Source organism: Dactylosporangium sp. CA-233914 (assembly GCF_050942935.1).
In the GTDB taxonomy this organism is placed as follows: Bacteria; Actinomycetota; Actinomycetes; order Mycobacteriales; family Micromonosporaceae; genus Dactylosporangium.
This window is the reverse complement of the sequence record NZ_CP192030.1, coordinates 8677293-8693971: the sequence shown is the minus strand read 5'-3', so window position 1 is coordinate 8693971 and position 16679 is coordinate 8677293. Positions and strand designations below refer to the sequence as shown.

16 protein-coding genes are annotated in these 16679 nt (G+C 71.6%); 8 read left to right on the top strand and 8 right to left on the bottom strand.

What is annotated here, in order from left to right; all coding sequences use genetic code 11:
- Nucleotides 1–11 precede the first annotated feature (11 nt).
- Together ACQPY0_RS38850 and ACQPY0_RS38845 are read left to right on the top strand one after the other, a co-directional pair.
- Nucleotides 12–1265, top strand: a complete 1254-nt coding sequence (locus ACQPY0_RS38850; protein WP_432972593.1) for an ATP-grasp domain-containing protein — start codon at nt 12–14, stop codon at nt 1263–1265.
- Complete coding sequence (locus ACQPY0_RS38845) at nt 1262–2593, top strand: hypothetical protein (RefSeq protein WP_432972590.1); 1332 nt, start codon at nt 1262–1264, stop codon at nt 2591–2593. Before ACQPY0_RS38850 ends, ACQPY0_RS38845 begins: the two co-directional genes overlap by 4 nt.
- On the opposite strand, the gene ACQPY0_RS38840 is transcribed toward ACQPY0_RS38845, so the two are convergent.
- Nucleotides 2548–3729 carry an aromatic ring-hydroxylating oxygenase subunit alpha gene (locus tag ACQPY0_RS38840; RefSeq protein ID WP_432972587.1) on the bottom strand — a complete coding sequence of 394 codons (1182 nt, stop codon included), beginning with the start codon at nt 3727–3729 and terminating at the stop codon, nt 2548–2550. The genes ACQPY0_RS38845 and ACQPY0_RS38840 overlap by 46 nt on opposite strands.
- A 17-nt stretch (nt 3730–3746) precedes the next feature.
- Nucleotides 3747–5882, bottom strand: a complete 2136-nt coding sequence (locus ACQPY0_RS38835; protein ID WP_432972584.1) for an MMPL family transporter — start codon at nt 5880–5882, stop codon at nt 3747–3749.
- A 95-nt stretch (nt 5883–5977) separates the two neighbouring features.
- Between ACQPY0_RS38835 and ACQPY0_RS38830 the strand changes: the two genes are divergently transcribed.
- Nucleotides 5978–6613, top strand: coding sequence for a TetR/AcrR family transcriptional regulator (locus ACQPY0_RS38830; protein ID WP_432972581.1), 636 nt, complete (start codon nt 5978–5980; stop codon nt 6611–6613).
- 235 nt (nt 6614–6848) lie between these two features.
- On the opposite strand, the gene ACQPY0_RS38825 is transcribed toward ACQPY0_RS38830, so the two are convergent.
- Nucleotides 6849–7274 (bottom strand): DUF2203 domain-containing protein, encoded by a 426-nt coding sequence (locus ACQPY0_RS38825; protein WP_432972578.1) that lies wholly within the window; start codon nt 7272–7274, stop codon nt 6849–6851.
- A gap of 436 nt (nt 7275–7710) precedes the next feature.
- Between ACQPY0_RS38825 and ACQPY0_RS38820 the strand changes: the two genes are divergently transcribed.
- From ACQPY0_RS38820 to ACQPY0_RS38800, 5 genes are all read left to right on the top strand, one after another.
- Nucleotides 7711–8910 (top strand): hypothetical protein, encoded by a 1200-nt coding sequence (locus ACQPY0_RS38820; RefSeq protein ID WP_432972575.1) that lies wholly within the window; start codon nt 7711–7713, stop codon nt 8908–8910.
- A gap of 372 nt (nt 8911–9282) precedes the next feature.
- Nucleotides 9283–9609 carry a hypothetical protein gene (locus ACQPY0_RS38815; protein WP_432972572.1) on the top strand — a complete coding sequence of 109 codons (327 nt, stop codon included), beginning with the start codon at nt 9283–9285 and terminating at the stop codon, nt 9607–9609.
- A gap of 33 nt (nt 9610–9642) precedes the next feature.
- The gene (locus tag ACQPY0_RS38810; protein ID WP_432972569.1) at nt 9643–9951 is read left to right on the top strand and encodes a hypothetical protein; all 309 of its coding nucleotides are present in this window, start codon (nt 9643–9645) and stop codon (nt 9949–9951) included.
- Nucleotides 9952–10030: 79 nt separating this feature from the next.
- On the top strand, nt 10031–10228 hold the full coding sequence (locus ACQPY0_RS38805) for a hypothetical protein (RefSeq protein ID WP_432972566.1): 198 nt from the start codon (nt 10031–10033) through the stop codon (nt 10226–10228).
- Nucleotides 10221–10613: an ATP-binding protein gene (locus tag ACQPY0_RS38800; RefSeq protein WP_432972563.1), complete on the top strand. Its 393-nt coding sequence runs from the start codon at nt 10221–10223 to the stop codon at nt 10611–10613. Before ACQPY0_RS38805 ends, ACQPY0_RS38800 begins: the two co-directional genes overlap by 8 nt.
- 118 nt (nt 10614–10731) lie before the next feature.
- Here the strand turns inward: ACQPY0_RS38800 and ACQPY0_RS38795 are convergent, their stop codons facing one another.
- The 5 genes from ACQPY0_RS38795 to ACQPY0_RS38775 all read right to left on the bottom strand — a co-directional run bounded on the left by ACQPY0_RS38795 (nt 10732) and on the right by ACQPY0_RS38775 (nt 16623).
- Nucleotides 10732–11982, bottom strand: a complete 1251-nt coding sequence (locus tag ACQPY0_RS38795) for an extracellular catalytic domain type 1 short-chain-length polyhydroxyalkanoate depolymerase (RefSeq protein WP_432972560.1) — start codon at nt 11980–11982, stop codon at nt 10732–10734.
- Nucleotide 11983: 1 nt separating this feature from the next.
- On the bottom strand, nt 11984–13348 hold the full coding sequence (locus ACQPY0_RS38790) for an endo-1,4-beta-xylanase (RefSeq protein ID WP_432972557.1): 1365 nt from the start codon (nt 13346–13348) through the stop codon (nt 11984–11986).
- Nucleotides 13349–13512: 164 nt separating this feature from the next.
- The gene (locus ACQPY0_RS38785) at nt 13513–14325 is read right to left on the bottom strand and encodes a carbohydrate ABC transporter permease (RefSeq protein WP_432972554.1); all 813 of its coding nucleotides are present in this window, start codon (nt 14323–14325) and stop codon (nt 13513–13515) included.
- Nucleotides 14326–14329: 4 nt separating this feature from the next.
- On the bottom strand, nt 14330–15310 hold the full coding sequence (locus ACQPY0_RS38780) for a carbohydrate ABC transporter permease (protein ID WP_432972551.1): 981 nt from the start codon (nt 15308–15310) through the stop codon (nt 14330–14332).
- On the bottom strand, nt 15307–16623 hold the full coding sequence (locus tag ACQPY0_RS38775; protein WP_432972548.1) for an ABC transporter substrate-binding protein: 1317 nt from the start codon (nt 16621–16623) through the stop codon (nt 15307–15309). Before ACQPY0_RS38775 ends, ACQPY0_RS38780 begins: the two co-directional genes overlap by 4 nt.
- Nucleotides 16624–16679 lie beyond the last annotated feature (56 nt).

The following is a 16679-nucleotide window of genomic DNA, read 5'->3' as shown; positions in this document are numbered from 1 at the left end:
ACGTCGAAGCGATGGAGGACAAGCAGTACGCGGTCATCGTCGAGCCGGTCTCGACGGGCCACGAGTACGCGGGCGCCTTCCGCGCCGAGGGGCTCGAACCCGTCGCGGTGATGGTGGCGCCCGACGCGGTCGACGCGGTGCACGACACCTGGCACCCGGAGAACTTCGCGGCCGTCCACGTGCTCGGCGACCGCGGCGTCGCCGAGCTGGCGGAGGAGCTGCGCCGGTACGGTCCACAGTGGCTGGTCGCCGGCTCGGAGATGGGCGTGGAGCTGTGCGACGCGCTGACGGCGATCCTGTGCCCGGGCACCGGCAACGACCCGGCGTCCACACTGGAGCGCCGCGACAAGTGGCACATGGCCCGGGCCCTCGCCCGGGCCGGGCTGGCGCACCTGCGTCAGCGCTGCTCGGCCGACCGCGACGAGCTCGACGCGTGGATCGCCGAGCAGGGGCTTTCGGGGGAGCGGTTCGTGGTGAAGCCGCCGAAGTCCGGGGCCACCGACGACGTGCACCTGATCCGGCCCGGCCAGGACTGGCACCCGGTCTTCGACGCCATCCTCGGCAAGATCAACTATACCGGGATTCGCAACGAGGCCGTGCTGGTGCAGGAGTTCGCCGAGGGCACCGAGTACCTCGTCGACACCTACTCCGTCGACGGCCGGCACGGGCTGGTGGACGTGTGCCGATACGCGAAGAGCCGCCGCGACGACCGGATCGGCATCTACGAGCGGGTCCAGTTCCTGCCGCCGGACGACCCGGACGTGGCCGAGATCCGCCCGTACGTCTTCGCCGTCCTCGACGCGCTGGGCATCCGCAACGGCTGCGGCCACAGCGAGGTCATGCTCACCAAGCACGGGCCGCGGCTGATGGAGACGGCGGCCCGCCCGGCCGGCGGCGGCCACCAGATGATCACCCGGATGTCCACAGGGGACAGTCAGATCGCCCGGACGGTCGCGCACCGGCTACGGGGGGAGTTCAAGGCGTCCTACACCCTCGGGCAGCACCTCTCGGCGGTCTTCATCTCCTCGCCGGCGGCCGGGATCTGGCGCAACGGCGACATCTTCGACGGCGTCGACGCGCTGCCGACCTTTGTGGACAAACACTTCCCGTACGGCACCGGCGACCTGGTCCCGGCCAGCGACGACCTCGTCACCTACCTCGCGTGGGTCATCCTCGCCGGTCCCGACCCGGCCCAGATCGAGGCCGACTACTCCCACATCAAGGCCATCGAGGGCCGCATCGAGATCGAGAAGGTACGTTCATGAGCCGCAACGCCGTCACCGAGGCGTACCTGGCCGCGGTCGCCGCCGGGCGGATGCCGGCCGACGAGCTGGCCAAGGCGGTGCGCGCCTGCGGGCTCAACGACGCCTACTACGAACACGGCCACCTGTCCCGGCCGCTGCTGCTGAGCCGGGCCGAGCGGGAGCGCCTCGACGCCGACCTGCGGTGCCTGCACGCGGCCCTGGCGAGCCTGCCGGACCGGCTCTTCGGCGGCGACGCGGGCGCGTTCGCGGCCGCCGCCGGAGCGCAGGGCCCGCAGACCGACGCGGCCCGGACAGCGAAGGGGCAGGTGACCAGGCTGTCGCGGGCGGACCTGTACACCGACGCCGAGGGCTTCAAGCTGCTGGAGCTCAACGTCAGCGGCGCCGTCGGCGGGCTGGAGAACGCCGGGCTCAACACCGCCTACCTGAGCAGCCCGCACTTCGCCGAGTTCGCCGCCGGACACGGCCTCGAACACATCGACACGATGGCGGCACTGTGCCGGACGCTGCGCGAGGAGACCGGCATCGCCGACGGGCGGCCGGTGGTGGCGATCGTCGACTGGCCGGAGAGCTTCCCGCAGCTCGAGACGGTGCTGCGCGCCAACGCCGAGCGGATGGGCCGCTACGGCATCGACGCGCTGGCCTGCCACGCGGGCCAGGTGCGCTGCCGCGACGGCGGCGTGTTCGTCGACGGCCGCCGCATCGACGTGGTGTACCGCCTGTTCCTGCTCGAGGACCTGCTGCGCCCCGACGGCCCGGCGCTGCTGAACCCGTTGCTGGACGCGGCGGCCCGCGGCGAGGTGGCGATGTTCACCCCGATCGCCTCGGAGCTGTACGGCAGCAAGGCCGCCCTGGCCCTGCTCTCCGACGAACGCAACCGCGACTCGTTCGACCCGGCCGAGCTGGAGGTCATCGACCGGGTGCTGCCGTGGACGCGGATGCTGCGGCCGGGCCCGGTCACCGTCGACGGCGAGCGCGCCGACCTGCTCGCCTACGCCCGGTCGAACCGGGAGCGGCTGGTGCTCAAGGCGACCATGCTGCACGCCGGCGCCGGCTTCGTCGCCGGGTGGCGGTCCACTTCGGACGAATGGGACCGCGAGCTGTGCCGCGCCGAGGGTGGCCCGTACGTGCTGCAGCGCCGGGTCGTGCCCGAACCGGAGCTGATGCCGGAGCCGGACGGCACCCTGCGGCCGTGGGTGGCCACGTGGGGCGCGTTCCTGACCACCCGCGGCTACGCGGGCACGTTCGTGCGCGCCTCGGCCGACCTTTCCGCGGGCGCGATCGGCTACACCTCCGGCGCGCTCGCCGGCTGCGTGTTCCACGAGCACTGAGCGGCGATCGCGCCGGCCGGGTCGAGGTAGCTGGCGGCGACGAGGGCGATCCACTGGTACACCGCGTCCTCGTTGTCCGCCAGCGGCCCCGGCACGTAATGCGGCGAGGTCAGGCCGCGCTGCACCGACTCGCACGCGGCCCAGTCCTGGCGGTTGGTGAGGTCCCAGAAGCCGACCGCGTAGGCGGTCTCGGTGACGCCCGCGGGGAACAACCAGCTGCACTCGATCTCGGTCCGGCCCGGGGCGAGCGGCGTGAGCCGGTGCGTCATCACGTAGTCCGGGTGGGCCGAGATCAGCAGGTTGGGGAAGAGCGCGACGTAGAGGATCGTGCGGCTCGGCGCCCCCTCGATGAACACGCCCTCGCTGCGCCCGTCGAAGGACATGGTCTCGGCGTGCTCGCGCAGGTCCATGGTGCCGCCGACCCAGGCGCCCGGCAGCGTCCAGTTGTCGCCGGAGGTCGGCGGGGAGACGCGGCACAGCTCGGGGTGGATCAGCGGGCAGTGGTAGCACTCCTGGTAGTTCTCGACGATCGCCTTCCAGTTGGCCTCGACCACATAGGTGTGCCGGGCGCCGGCTTTCAGGCCCTGGATGTCGTACGGCATGAGCAGACCGGAAAGCGCCCCGGTGTACGCGGCCACAGGTGGTGCCTTCGCGGCCGCGTTCACCAGCAGCCAGCCGTGCCAGACGGCCACCGGCAGCTCGACGAGGCCCAGCTCCGCCGGGTCGAACGCGGCCGTGCCGGCCATGTGCGGGGCGCTCGCCAGCGAGCCGTCGAGGCGGAACGCCCAGCCGTGGTACGGGCACACCGCCGCCGGCCGGTCCGCGCTGTCGCCCTCGGCGAGCAGCTCGTGCCCGCGGTGGCGGCAGACGTTTGCGAACGCCCGGGCGTTGTCACCCTCGAAGGTGAGCAGCACGCCGACGTCCCCGGCGCTCACCGCCCGCTGAGTGCAGCCCTCCGACAGCTCGTCGAGCCGGCCGAGGCACGTCCAGGCGCCCGCGAAGAGGTGGCGCCGCTCCCAGGCCAGGACGGCCGGGTCGGTGTACGCCTGGGCGGGCAGGGTCCGTGAGGAGCCGAACGGTCGCAGCGCCGGCTCGATCCCGGCCGGATCGAGCGGCGCCGCGGAAATCTCCGTCATGCCTTCATATCGTGCCTCTACGCCTCGCTCAACGCCACCTTCGCGTGGAGCGTGCGCAGCGGCCCGGGGGAGTACCAGTTGAGCCGGCCCAGCGCCCGCACGATCGCCGGGACCAGGACGCCGCGGATCAGCGTCGCGTCCACGATGATCGCCAGCCCGCAGCCGATGCCGAACATCTGCAGGAAGCTCACGGTGCTGGTGCCGAAGGCGAAGAAGCTCACCGCCAGCAGCGCCGCCGCGGCCGACACGAGCCGCCCGGTGCGCGCCAGTCCGGTCCGCACCGCCTCCTCGGTCGGCACCCCGCGCCCGTGCAGCTCGGCGATGCGGCCGATGAGGAACACCTCGTAGTCCATCGACAGGCCGAAGACGATGCAGAACATCAGCACCGTCATCGCGGTGTCCATCGGCCGGGGCGTGAACCGCAGCCAGGAGGCGAGGTGGCCGTCCTGGAAGATCCAGGTGAGCACGCCCATCGTCGCCGACAGCCCGAGCACGTTGAGCACCAGCGCCCGCAGCGGCTGGATCACGCTGCCGGTGAACAGGAACAGCAGCGCGAAGGTGGCCAGCACGACGATCGCGATGCCCAGCGGCAGCCGGGTGCTGATCGCGTGCGTGGTGTCGATGAGCCGGGCGTCGGTGCCGCCGACGTACGCGGTGACCGGGGCGGGCACGTCCCGGGCCGCGCGCACCAGCGCCTGGGCCGCGTCCGACTTGGCGGCCAGTCTGCTCGCGAGCACCAGCCGCTCCCCGTCGGGCCGGCTCAGCGCCGGGTTGCCCTCGCTCACCCTGATACCGCCCGCGAACGTCCCCGCACTGCTCGTCACCCGGGCCGCGTTGTCCAACCTGGACAGCGCCGTCGAGTAGGTGGTGAGCGCGTCCCTCGGCACGGCCCCGTCCAGCACCACGTCGACGCCGGCCGGCTGGTTGCTCGGGAACCCGGTGGCGAGCCGGTCGGCGACCAGCCGGCCGTCGCTGCCCGGGCGCAGCACGCCCTCGTCCGGGGTGCCGAAGTTGACCCCCGCCAGCGGGCTGGCGGCGAGCAGCAGGCCCGCGACGACCGGCAGTGCCGCCAGGGCCGGGCGGCGCATGACCGCACCCGCGAGCCGGCCCCAGAACGGCGAGTCGGCTCGCGGATCGGTGTTCTTGCGCAGGCGTCCGGCCTCGACCCGATGCCCGAGGACCGCCAGCAGCGCGGGCGCCACCACCAGGGCACCGAATGCGGCGATGACGACGACGCCGATGCCGGCGTAGGCGAAGGAGCGCAGGAAGTACAGCGGGAAGACGAGCAGCGCCGTGAGCGCGGTGGCCACCGTCGCCGCGGCGAAGAGGATGGTCCGCCCGGCCGTCGCGACCGTTCGCGCGAGGGCCCGCTCGGCGTCGCGATGCCGCTCCTCGCGGTAGCGGCTCACCATGAGCAGCGCGTAGTCGATGCCGAGGCCGAGCCCGAGCGCGGTGGTGAGGTTGATGGCGAACACGGACACGTCGGTGACGGCGGACAGCGCGGACAGTTCGGCGAAGGTGCCGACGATCGCGACGCCGCCGATGGCCAGCGGGAGCAGGGCCGAGACCACGCTGCCGAAGACGAGGATGAGCAGCAGCAGCGTCAGCGGCACGGCGATGGCCTCCGCGATCGCGAGGCTGCGCGCGACCTGGGCGTTGACGTCGACGTTCACGGCCGCCTCCCCGCCGGCCCGCACGCTGAGCGCGTCATGCTCCCGCGCGTAGCGCTCGATCAGCGCCCCGGCCCGCTCGCGCCGCTCGGTCTCGTCGCCGTCGACGTGCGCGAGGATCAGCGCCTCGGTGCCGTCGGACGAGCGCAGCTCGGGGATGCCGGCGCTCCAGTACGACACCACGTCCCGCACGCCCGGCTCCTGCTGGAGCCTGGTTGTGAGCTCTTGCCCGGCGGCCCTGGCCTCGTCGACGTCGCCGCTGTTCGCGTGGGCCAGCAGGACGAGGTTGGACGAGTCGCCGAAGCGCTCGTCGATGAGCCGCTGTGCCCGCGACGACTCCGACGCCGGGTCGTCGAACCCGCCCCCTTGCAGTCGCCCGAACACCCCCGCGCCGGCGATTCCAGCGACGACGAGCAGCAGTAACGCGACAACCAGGACAGTTCGGGCGTGCCGCTGGATGAATGAGCCGTACCGGTACAACACCAGGTCCCCCTACGGGATGTTGACGGCGTAAACTTAACGGTGTCAACATCGGACCATATAGTGTTAACGCTGTCAACATCCGGCAGGATGGGAACGTGCCTTCCAGCAAGATCAGCCGCCATTCGTACCATCACGGCGACCTCGCCAACGCCCTGACCGGCGCGGCGCTGGAGCTCGCCCGTGCGGGCGGCCCGGACGCCGTGGTGCTGCGCGAGGCGGCCCGCCAGATCGGCGTCTCCGCCACTGCCGCGTATCGGCACTTCAGCTCCCGCGGCGACCTGATGCACGCGGTGAAGGACTGCGCCCTGGCCGAGCTGGCGCAGCGGATGGAGCAGGAGCTGGCTCGCGTCCCCACGACCGGCGACACGGTCACCCAGCTGCGCGCCCGGATGCGCGCGCTGGGCGCCGGTTACATCGGCTTCGCCCTGGAGAAGCCGGGCCTGTTCCGCACCGCCTTCCACCACAGCGAGCCGATGACGGGCCGCCACGGCATCGACCCCCTGCAGACGGCCCCGTTCAAAATGGTGATCGCGACCCTGGACGACCTGGTGGAGTCGGGCGTACTGTCCCCGCGGCGCCGCCCGTTCCTGGAACTGGCGGCCTGGGCAACCGTCCACGGCCTGGCGGAGCTGATCCTCGACGGCCCGATGCGCCACCTGTCCCCGGAGATGCAACAAGCCGCAGTGGAGCGAGGCTTGGACATGGTGATCGACGGAATTACAGCGGGTTAGCACTGGTCGCGGAGCGTGACGCGATTTTTCGGAGGATGGTACGGTCTGGAAAGCGGAACGCCGGACCCGAGGTCGCCCGCCGTGCAGGTGCCCGCCCGCCAAACGGTCGCCGCCCGCGACGCGGTCATCGTCCGGCCTGATGAGCCTCGGCCTCCTCGACGCCTGCGGCGCGGCCGAGGGCGAGGGCGAGGGAGTTCGCGGTCTGGGTGGGGTGAGGTGGTTTGCTACCTGGGGGTTAGGACGGGAGCCGCCGGCGCCCGGCGAAGCCGAGGTCGACGCGGTGATACCAGTCGAGCTCCCGATCGCCCTCCAACCAGCACAGCAGGACGTCGTCCCCGTCGAGCCGGGCCGGAAAGTCCAGCAGCAGCGGCGCCAGACCCTTGAGGTGCGCGCCGGTCTCCTGTACCGCCGTGATCAGCTCGTCCAGCAACGCCTCGGCCGCCTTGAGTTCGGGCATCCCGCCCAGGTCCGTCGGCCGCCCGCCCGGGCTGAGCGCCGCGGCCAGCTCGGCGGCATCGGCGCGCACCGCGACGAGCCGGTCGAGCGTCGGTCGAATCCGAGCCAGTTCCGCGCGGGCCTCGGTCACCGTGAACAGCGCCATGGCCCACACCATGCCACCGCCGCCCCCGGCCCCCACGACCGGGTCCACATCGCCCCTCACCCAGGCCGCCGCGCCGCCGGACCTGACGGAATCCGCGCGGCGAGGTCTGACGGGGTCGGCGGCGGGTCCGGTGGAGTCGGCGGCGGGTCTGACGGGGTCGGCGGCGGGGTCCGGTGGAGTTGGGGGCGGGTCTGACGGGGTCGGCGGTGGGGTCCGGTGGAGTCGGTGGGCCGGCCAGTTCCACGGTCACATCCGCGGCGCACCGACGGTGTCGGGGACGGACAGCGGGGTCGGGCCGGACGGGGCCGACGACGGCGGGATCTTCTCAACGGGTCTTGGTCGAGCCGGGGGTGCGAGGGTGGGGCGTTCGGGCGTGCGGGCCGAGGGACGCCGGCGTTCGGGTGCGCAGGTCCCGGGTGGGGGAGTCGGGGTGTGCGGTGGTCCAGCCGTGCAGTGGTGCGGCTCCGAGGGGCGGGGGCGGGGGTAGCCTCCGATTGTGGACGAATTCGCCCGGGTGGCGGAGGGGCTGGAGGCGGCCTGGGCCGCGGGCACCGATGATGAGCGGAAGCGGCTCGGGCCGCGGCTGGACTCGGCGCTCGTCGGTGCGGCCGGGCTCGACGGTGGCGCCGCGGTGCTGGCTCGGCGGGCGCGGCTGGCCGATCTGCTCGCCGAGATCGACGGGTGCCGGGATCGGGCGGCCGGGCACCTTCGCGGGATTCTCGACTCGCAGGTGCGGCTGCTCGACGCCGGGCACCCCGATCTGGTGTTCAGCCGGGCCGCCCTGGCCGGTGCCGACCCGGGCGGGAAGGGCGTTGAGGTGCTGGAAGGGCTCCTCGGCGAGATTGGCGCCCGGCATGCGGTTGGCGCGTACGTGCGGTTGCGGCTCGGGCAGGCCTACGACCGGGGCGGTGACGTGCACACCGCGCGGCGGGTGCTGCGGCGGGCCGTTCCGGACGCGGTTCGGGTCGCGGGGGCGGATCATCCCTACACGCTGGGGCTGCGGTTTGCCCTGATCGACGTGTACGAGCGGGACACGGTGCGATACGCCGGGCTGCATCGCGGTGCGCTGCGGGCCTTCCGGAGTCTTGTGGGGGCGCAGCGGCAGTATCACCGGGCCATCGAGAGTCTTGAGCGCCTCCACGGGTCCGGGGCGCCTGTCGTGCTGGTCAATCTCGAGCGGCTGGCCGATCTCTACGAGCGGATGGGGACGCTCGGGGCGGCCACGGCGCAGTACGAGTATGCGCTGCAATGGCACGAGTTCCGGCACGGGGCCGACGCGCCGCAGACCCGGGCCGCCCGGGACACGCTGGCCCGGGTCTACCTTCGCGGCCGGCACCCCGAGCGGGCGGTTCCGCTCTACGCGGCCGGCGGCGAGGAGGAGGCCGGGGACGCGCTGGACGATCTGGCCGAGGCCCACCTCGCGGCCGGGGACGACGCCGCGGCGCATGACGTGTACGAGCGGCTGCTCGTCCTGCTGGCCGCGCGGGACGGGGCCGACGCGCCGGAGACCGTGCGGTACATGGCCGAGGTGGGCGAGGCTTTCGACGAGGCGGGGCGGCCGGCGCGGGCCGTCGTCTGGCACGAGCGCGTGGTCGAGTCGTTGACGCGGGCTGAGCCGCGGGACGAGCGGGCGCTGGCGGTGGCCCAGGAACACCTCGCGGCCGCCCGGGCCGGGCTGGCCCAGAGCGGCACGTAGGCCCCGCCGGAGAAGGAGCGAATCAGCGCAGCCCAGGGCGCGCGCCCGGGTTCGAACCCGCCAGTCCGGGCGACGCGCCGGTCACCCGATCGAGGGTGGTGGGCGCGACACGGAAGCGCCAGGCACCGCACGGTACCGATAAATCGGGCATTTTGCTTTTATCGTCTCTTTGGGTCGTCGTTGGCGGTCCGTTCGGATGATGCGGGTGCAGGGGCTTCGGATGGTATTGCGCGGCTTGGCGGGCATTCGGCGGCTGGTGGGGCCGGCCGTTGGGGGCATGATCGGGGTCGTGGCGTTCGCGCCCGGCGCCCACGCCGAGGTGGTCCGGCCGCGCGTGCCGATGCCGGCACCTCAGCCTCTGCATCCGCGTCCGTGAACGTCCCGGCCGCGTCCGCCTGGCCGTCGCCCGCGCCTTCGGGTTCGGCCTCGGCGGGCGCGGCCGGGCGGCCACGGGCCATGGCGGCGGCGCCGTCGACCTCCGCCGCGCCGGGCGGCGTCAACGCGGCCGCGGCCGCCGTCACCGTGCGCGGGCGGGCCTGGAACGACCGGGACCGCGACGGGATTCGCGACGCCGGGGGAGCCGGGCAGCCGGTCGCCGTCTTCGCGTCCGGGGAGCTCACCGGCGAGTCCAAGACCGACCTCACGCGGCAGCTCGTCGACCGGATGCGCGGGCGCGACGCCGGTGACGGCTACTCGTAGCAGACGGTGACCGGGCGCGACGGAACGTACGCGGTGACGGGGACCGTCATCGTGCTCATCGGGGCCGGGCCGGTCGATCGCGACGGGAACATCACGAGTGTCGAGTGGGCGTTCACGCGGTACGCGGCCGGGAACGGCCACAGCCATCGCGTCGGAGACCCCGGACACGACCGGCTGCCCCGGCTCGGCGAACGGGACGAAGTCCGAGCCCGCGCACCGCGGGATCACCGGCGGCCGATGCTCGCCGTGACCGGCCCGAACGTGGTGGCCGTCGGCGGTGTCGGGGCGGCCCCGGTGTGTGCCGGGTTTGTCCTGGTCCGGGCCGCGCGGCGGCGCGCCTGAGCCCTTCGGGCGCGCGGGGGCAGGGGTTGTTGAGCATCCGCGGCGGTCAACGACCGCCGCGGATGCCATGATGTTTGCTGTGGCGCGGTTCGGGGCGGTGTCGTCGGTCGACGGGCAGCGGGCGGCCGTGGAGCGGGGCGGGCGGCTCAGCGTCGTCAACGCGAGCGGGATGGTCGCGCACGTGCTGGACATCACCGGCGTCGGCGGGCTGCTGCGCCCGGGCAGTGCCGGCCGTCACGGGCTTCGTCCGCGGATGGGCGGCGGCCGCGATGGGTGAGCACCAGCCCGGGCCGGGGGAGTCGATCGGATACAAGCTGGTGTCGGACCTCGCGGCGGTGCGCGCGTTCGTGACCGACCGGGCGCTCGCGCTCGGGTTGTCGCGCGACCGGGCCGACCTGCTGACGCTCGCCGTCAACGAGCTGGCCACGAATACGCTGCAATACACGCACGAGGGCGGCGAGGTCCAGCTCTGGGCGGAGTCCGGCGACGTGTACTGCGATGTCGTCGACCAGGGCCCGCTGCGCGTGTTCGGCGCCGAGATGCCGCCGGCCGAAGCGGTCCGCGGGCGCGGTCTGGCGATCGTCGAGATGGTCTGCGACCACGTCGCCGCGTTCACCGGCGCCCACGGCACGGTGGTCCGGATGCGGCTCGGCCTGGCCTGACTACGCCGCGCGAGCGGGCCGTTCGATGATCTGGCGGGCCGTCCCGCACGACCGCCGCGATCGCGTCGGCGCCCTCTGCCATGCCGCAGCCGGGCGGCCGCGGCGGCCGTGCGGTGGGTCAGCTCGCCGAGCAGGCCGGCGTCAGGGTGCCGGCGGTGCCGGTGCCCTGGAAGCCGAACTCGGTGTACTGGCCCGCGTTCACGTGCCCGTTGTACGACACGTTGCTCCAGCTGTTCCCGGACCGCGTGACGTTCCAGGAGTTGGTGACCGTCGCCCCGGCGGGCAGCGTGAGCCCGACCGCCCAGCTGTTGATGGCGGCCGGCCCGGCGGTGACGCGCACGGTGACCACGAAGCCACCCTGCCACTGGTTGACCGAGGTGGTCGCGGTGCAACCGCCAGAGGACGGAGGCGACGACGGGCGCGCCGACGAGGACGACGCGCCCGGCGTGGGCCCGGAGCCGTTGAGCCCCATGAACTCGATCGCCATCGCGGCCTGGCCGGCCATCGGCAGGGAGTGTCCGACGCCGGCGATGCTGATCCCCTCGACCGGCGGCGCGACGCCGGCCCGCCCGTAGCGGGTGCGGGTCCAGCCCGGCTGCGGGGTGTCCGTCGAGACCGGGGTCTGGCTGACCCCGAGCACGTTGGTCCACTGCTTGATCTCCTCGCCGAAGTTCGGGTAGGCGAGGGTCGTGTCGGTGGTTCCGTGCCAGACCTGCATCCGCGGCCGCGGCCCGGAGTAGCCCGGGTAGGCGTTGCGGACCATGTCGCCCCACTGCTGCGGCGTGTAGCTGCGCTGGCCGCTGGAGCACTGGCTGTTCCACGACGAGCCGTCGGTGGTGGCGAAGCAGCCGAACGGCACGCCCATGAACGCCGCCCCCGCCTTGAACACGTCGGGGTAGTCGCCGAGCAGGACGTTGGTCATCATGCCGCCCGAGGAGGCGCCGGTGACGTACACCTGGTTCGGGTCGCCGTTGTAGTGCTGCTCGGCGTAGGTGACCATCGACATGATGCCCACCGGGTCGCTGCCCCCGTTGCGCGTGAGTGCCTGCGGCGACGAGACGTCGAAGCAGTTGCCGCTGCGGGTGGCGGAGGGGTAGATGACGATGAAGCCGTACTGCGAGGCGAGGTTCGCGAACTCGGTGCCCGAGTAGAACGCCGGGCCCGAGCCGGTGCAGTAGTGCACGGCGACCAGGATCGGCGGCTTGGCCTGGACCCGGTCGGGCACGAAGATGTGCATTCGCAGGTTCGTCGGGTTGGTGCCGAAGTTGGTCACCTCGGCCAGCGTCGCGGCCTGCGCGGGCTGGGCGACGATGAAGATGCCGACGAGCGCGGTGGCCACCGTGGCCGCGATGGCGAGCAGACGGCGCATGTCAGCTCCCCGAGCACGTGGGTGTCAGCGCGCCCGCGGTGCCGGTGCCCTGGAAGCCGAACTCGGTGTACTGCCCGGCGTTGACGTGCCCGTTGTACGACACGTTGCTCCAGTTGTTGCCCGACCGCGTGACGTTCCACGAGTTGGTGACCGTGGTGCCCGAGGGCAGCGCGAGCCCGACCGTCCAGCTGTTGATCGCCGACGATCCCGCGGTGACGCGCACGGTGACCACGAAGCCGCCCTGCCACTGGTTGACCGAAGTCGTTGCCGTGCAACCGTTTCCGGTGCCGCCGGGGTTCGACGGAGAGACGGAGGGCGACGGGGAAGCGCTCTGGGAGACCGGCGGCGGCGACGAGGTTCCCCCGGCGTTGAGGGCGTCCAATGTGGAGTTGTACGCGGCCTTCTTGTTGCCGTTGTTGTCGAACAGCAGCGGGGTGTCGCCGCTGCGCCACGAGTCGCTGTCGCGGATGCCCCACACCGTGATGCCGGTGCAGCGGGAGACGGCCAGGCAGGCCTTGACCACGCTGGCGTACGAGTTGGCCTGGGCGGTGCCGGAGCCGGCGATGTCCAGCTCGGTGATCTGCACGTCGACGCCGAGGTTGGCGAAGCGCTGCAGGTTGGCCTGGTAGTCCGAGGGCAGCGGGGAGCCGGAGTTGATGTGCGACTGGAAGCCGACGCAGTCGATCGGCACGCCGCGGGCCTTGAAGTCCTGGACCATCGCGTAGACCGCGTTGCTCTTGGCGTTCTGCCCGTCGGTGTTGTAGTCGTTGTAGCACAGCTTCGCGCCCGGGTCGGCGGCCCGCGCGGTGCGGAAGGCGACCTCGATCCAGTCGTCGCCGGTGCGCTGCAGGTTCGAGTCGCGCCGGGCGCCGTTGCCGCCGTCGGCGAAGGCCTCGTTCACCACGTCCCAGGCGTAGATCTTGCCCTTGTAGTGGGTGGCGACGTTGGTGATGTGGTTGACCAGCGCGTTGCGCAGCGCCGTGCCGGACATGTTCTGCGCCCACGACGGCTGCTGCTGGTGCCAGGCCAGGGCGTGGCCGCGCATCCGCTGCCCGTGCGCGTTGGCGTGCGCGACGATCTGGTCGGCGCTGCCGTAGCTGAACTGCCCCTGGGTGGGCTCGGTCGCGTCCCACTTCATTTCGTTCTCGGGCGTGATCATGTTGAACTCGCGGTCGAGAATGCCGCTGTAGGTGGCGTCGCTGAGCTTGTAGGCGGCGACGGCGGTGCCGAAGTACCGCCCCTTCTCCGCGGCCGAGGCACCCAATGTCGTGGCGGCCTGGGCGCTACTCGCGAGGCCCACGACGACGGCGATCGCGGCCGCACCACCGGCCAGCACGATCGCGCCCCGGGTCCTTGCTCTGTTCATGGCGGGAGACCTCCGAACGTATTCTTGCCCGTTGATTCGCGGGCCGTCTCCAGCATTCCCGGGAATGCGCGGAAAAGATACGTCACGGAGGGTCTCACCAGGTCGAAGGCGTTATCGATAATGCAATTCGTGAAACTTACAAGTCCATGATTATCGCCAATGTTTCAACCCTTTACTGAGCCGGTTAGGCCGCCCACGATACGCCGTTCGGCGAACACGAAGAAACCGATCGCGGGGATCATCGAGGCCGCCGTGTAGGCCAGGATGCGGGCGGTGTCCTGGGAGTATTGCGTCTGGAATGCCGCCACCCCGAGCGGCAGCGTGAAGTCCGTCGGGTCGGACAGTACGAGCATCGGCAGCAGGTAGGCGTTCCAGCTGGTCACGAACGCGAGGATGGCCACGGTGGTGAGCGCCGGGCGGCTCAGCGGCAGCAGGATCCGCCAGAAGAAGCCGAGCCGGCCGGCGCCGTCCATGGCCGCCGCGTCCTCGAGCTCGCCCGGGATCGCGTGCATGAACGGGCGCAGGATCACGATGGTGATCGGCAGCGAGAACGCCGCCTCCGGCAGGGCCACGCCGAGCGGGTGCTCGAGCAGATTGAGCTGGCGCAGCAGGAGGTACAGCGGAAGCGCCGCCGCCGTCACCGGGAACAGCAGGCCGATGGTGAACAGCGTGTACAGCCCCTCGCGGCCCTTGAACGTGTACCGCGAAAGAGCGAACGCCGCCATCGCCCCCGTGGCGACCGCGAGGAGCGTGGCGATCGCGGCGATGAACGCGCTGTTGCCCATCGCGCGCCAGAACACGCTCGAGGAGAGTACGTCGGTGAAGTTGCTCAGCACCCACGGGTGCGGCCAGCCGGCCGGGGACGTGTTGATCTGGGCGTTGGTGCGGAAACCGCCGAGAATGGTGAACAGCAGCGGGACCACCGTGATCCCGACGACGACCACGGCCGCCAGGTAGGTGAGTGTGCGCTTGGCCATGCGTTCACTCCACGATGCGGGTCAGGGCGCCCTCGGTGTCGCGGCGCAGGGCGAAGCGCTGGTAGATCAGCGCGAAGATGAAGCACACGACGAACAGCACGACGGCGATCGCGCTGCCGTAGCCGAACTCGTAGCGGCTGAAGCCGTGGTCGAGCAGGTAGGTCGCCATGGTGCTGGAGGCGTTCGCGGGGCCGCCCAGCGTCATGATCCAGACCAGGTCGAACAGCTGCAGCGAGCCGATGATGGACAGGAAGATCCAGATCCGGATCGTCGGGCCGAGCAGCGGCAGTACGATCCGGCGGGTCGCCTGCCACGCCGTGGCGCCGTCGGTCGAGGCCGCCTCGCGCAGCTCCGGCGGGATGCTCTGCAGGCCGGCCAGCAGCAGGATGATGCCGAAGCCGAGGTACTTCCACGTGATCACGACGAACAGCGTGTAGAGGACCAGGTCGCCGTTGGCGAGCCAGTCCTGGATCAGCCCGCCGAGGCCGACCGCCTTGAAGATCTGGTCGACCAGCCCGTCCGGCTGCAGCATGAGCAGCCAGACCACCGCGGTGATCGCCTCGGAGAGCACGTACGGCGCGAACACGATCAGCCGCAGCGCCGCCCGCCCCTTGATCCGCCCGTTGAGCAGCAGCGCGATGGCGATCGACAGCGGCAGCTGGATGACGACCGAGAGCACCGCGATGATGACGTTGTGCAGCAGGGAGTGCAGGAAGACCTCGTCCTCCAGCACCCGCGAGTAGTTGCCCAGCCCGAACCACGTGCGCGGGCTGAAGCCGGTCCACTTGTAGAAGCTGTAGTAGACCGCCGCCGCGATCGGCAGCAGCACGAAACCGACGAACAGCACCAGCGCCGGGGTCAGCAGCAGCGTGAGCTCGAGCCGTTTGGCCCGGCGCCCGCCCGGCCGACGGGCCGGTCGCGACGCCCCGCGACCGGCCCTGGCCGGTGGTGCCGCCGCCACGGCGATACCACCCGATTGCGTCACTTGTTCGCGACCGCCTTGGTGAATGCGTCGACGATGCCCTGCGGCGAGCCCTTGCCGGCGAAGAAGTCCGCGATCGCGTCGTTCAGCGCCGACCCGACGCTGGTCGGCAGGGCCTGGTCGAAGTACGTCTGGATGTAGGGCGCGCCGTTGAGGTACTCCTGGACCGTCTTGAGCGACGGGTCCTGGATCGCCGAGATCGCCTTCGGGTTCGACGGCAGCGTCGCGGTGTTCGTCTGCACGAGCTTGGTCTGCACGTCGGTGCTGGCGATGTACTTCAGGAAGTCCGCGCACGCCGGTCCGGCCTTGACCGCGCAGGAGAAGCCGTCGCCGCCGCCGAGTGCGGTGCCCGGGGTGCCCTTGCCGCCCTCGATGGTCGGGAACGCGAACCAGCCGAGCTTCTGGGCGTAGTTCTTGTCCTCAGTCAGCGGGATCATGGTCGGCAGCTCCCAGTCGCCCTGCAGTTCCATCGCGGCCTTGCCGTTGGCGACGAGGCCGGCCGAGCTGCCCGCGCCCTGCTGGGCCGGGGTGCCCAGGAACGCGTTCTGGAACGGGTTGGTGGCCAGGAACGCCTTGAGGTCCTCGCCGGCCTTGACCCAGCACGGGTCGTCCATCTTGAGGTTCTTCACCGTGGCCTTGACGGTGTCGGTGGAGCACTCGCGGATGGCGAAGTACGACCACCAGAACGCGTCCGGCCACTTGTCCTTGCCGCCGAGCGCGATCGGCGCGATGTTCTTGGCCTTGAGCTTGGTGACGGCGTCGTTGAGCTCCGTCATCGTCTTGGGCGCCGCGGTGATGCCGGCCTGCTCGAAGAGGTCCTTGCGGTACCAGAAGCCGACCACGTGCAGGTCGTAGGGGATGCCGTACTGCTTACCCTCCACCGCCCAGCCGTTCGCGGCCGCGCCGAGCTCGCCGATCCACGGCTTGACCAGCTCGGTCATGTCCAGGATCTTGCCGGACTCGACCTGCGTGGCCAGCGCGCCACCACCCCACTGCTGGAAGATGCTGGGCGGGTTCGGCGACTGCAGCGCCACCGAGATCTTCGTCTTCAGCGCCTCGTTCTGGGCCGGCTCCACCTTGAACGTCACGTTCGGGTGGTCCTTGTGGTATTGGTCGGCAATCGACTGCCATACGCCGAGGCCCGGTTCCTGGTTGGCGTTGTGCCACCAGGTGAGCGTCACCGGGGCGTTCGCGTCCGTCGGTGCGTCCTTGCTGTCGTCTCCGCAGGCGGTGAGGGAGGGGAGCGCCACCGAAAGCGCGATGGCGATCGCGGCCAGCCTCCGTGGGGTGCTCAGGCGGACGTTCAAATTGATCATCTCCTGACGGGGGCGTGGGCGAGCTTCAGGGCTCGGCCCTCGATGACCGCAGAGTC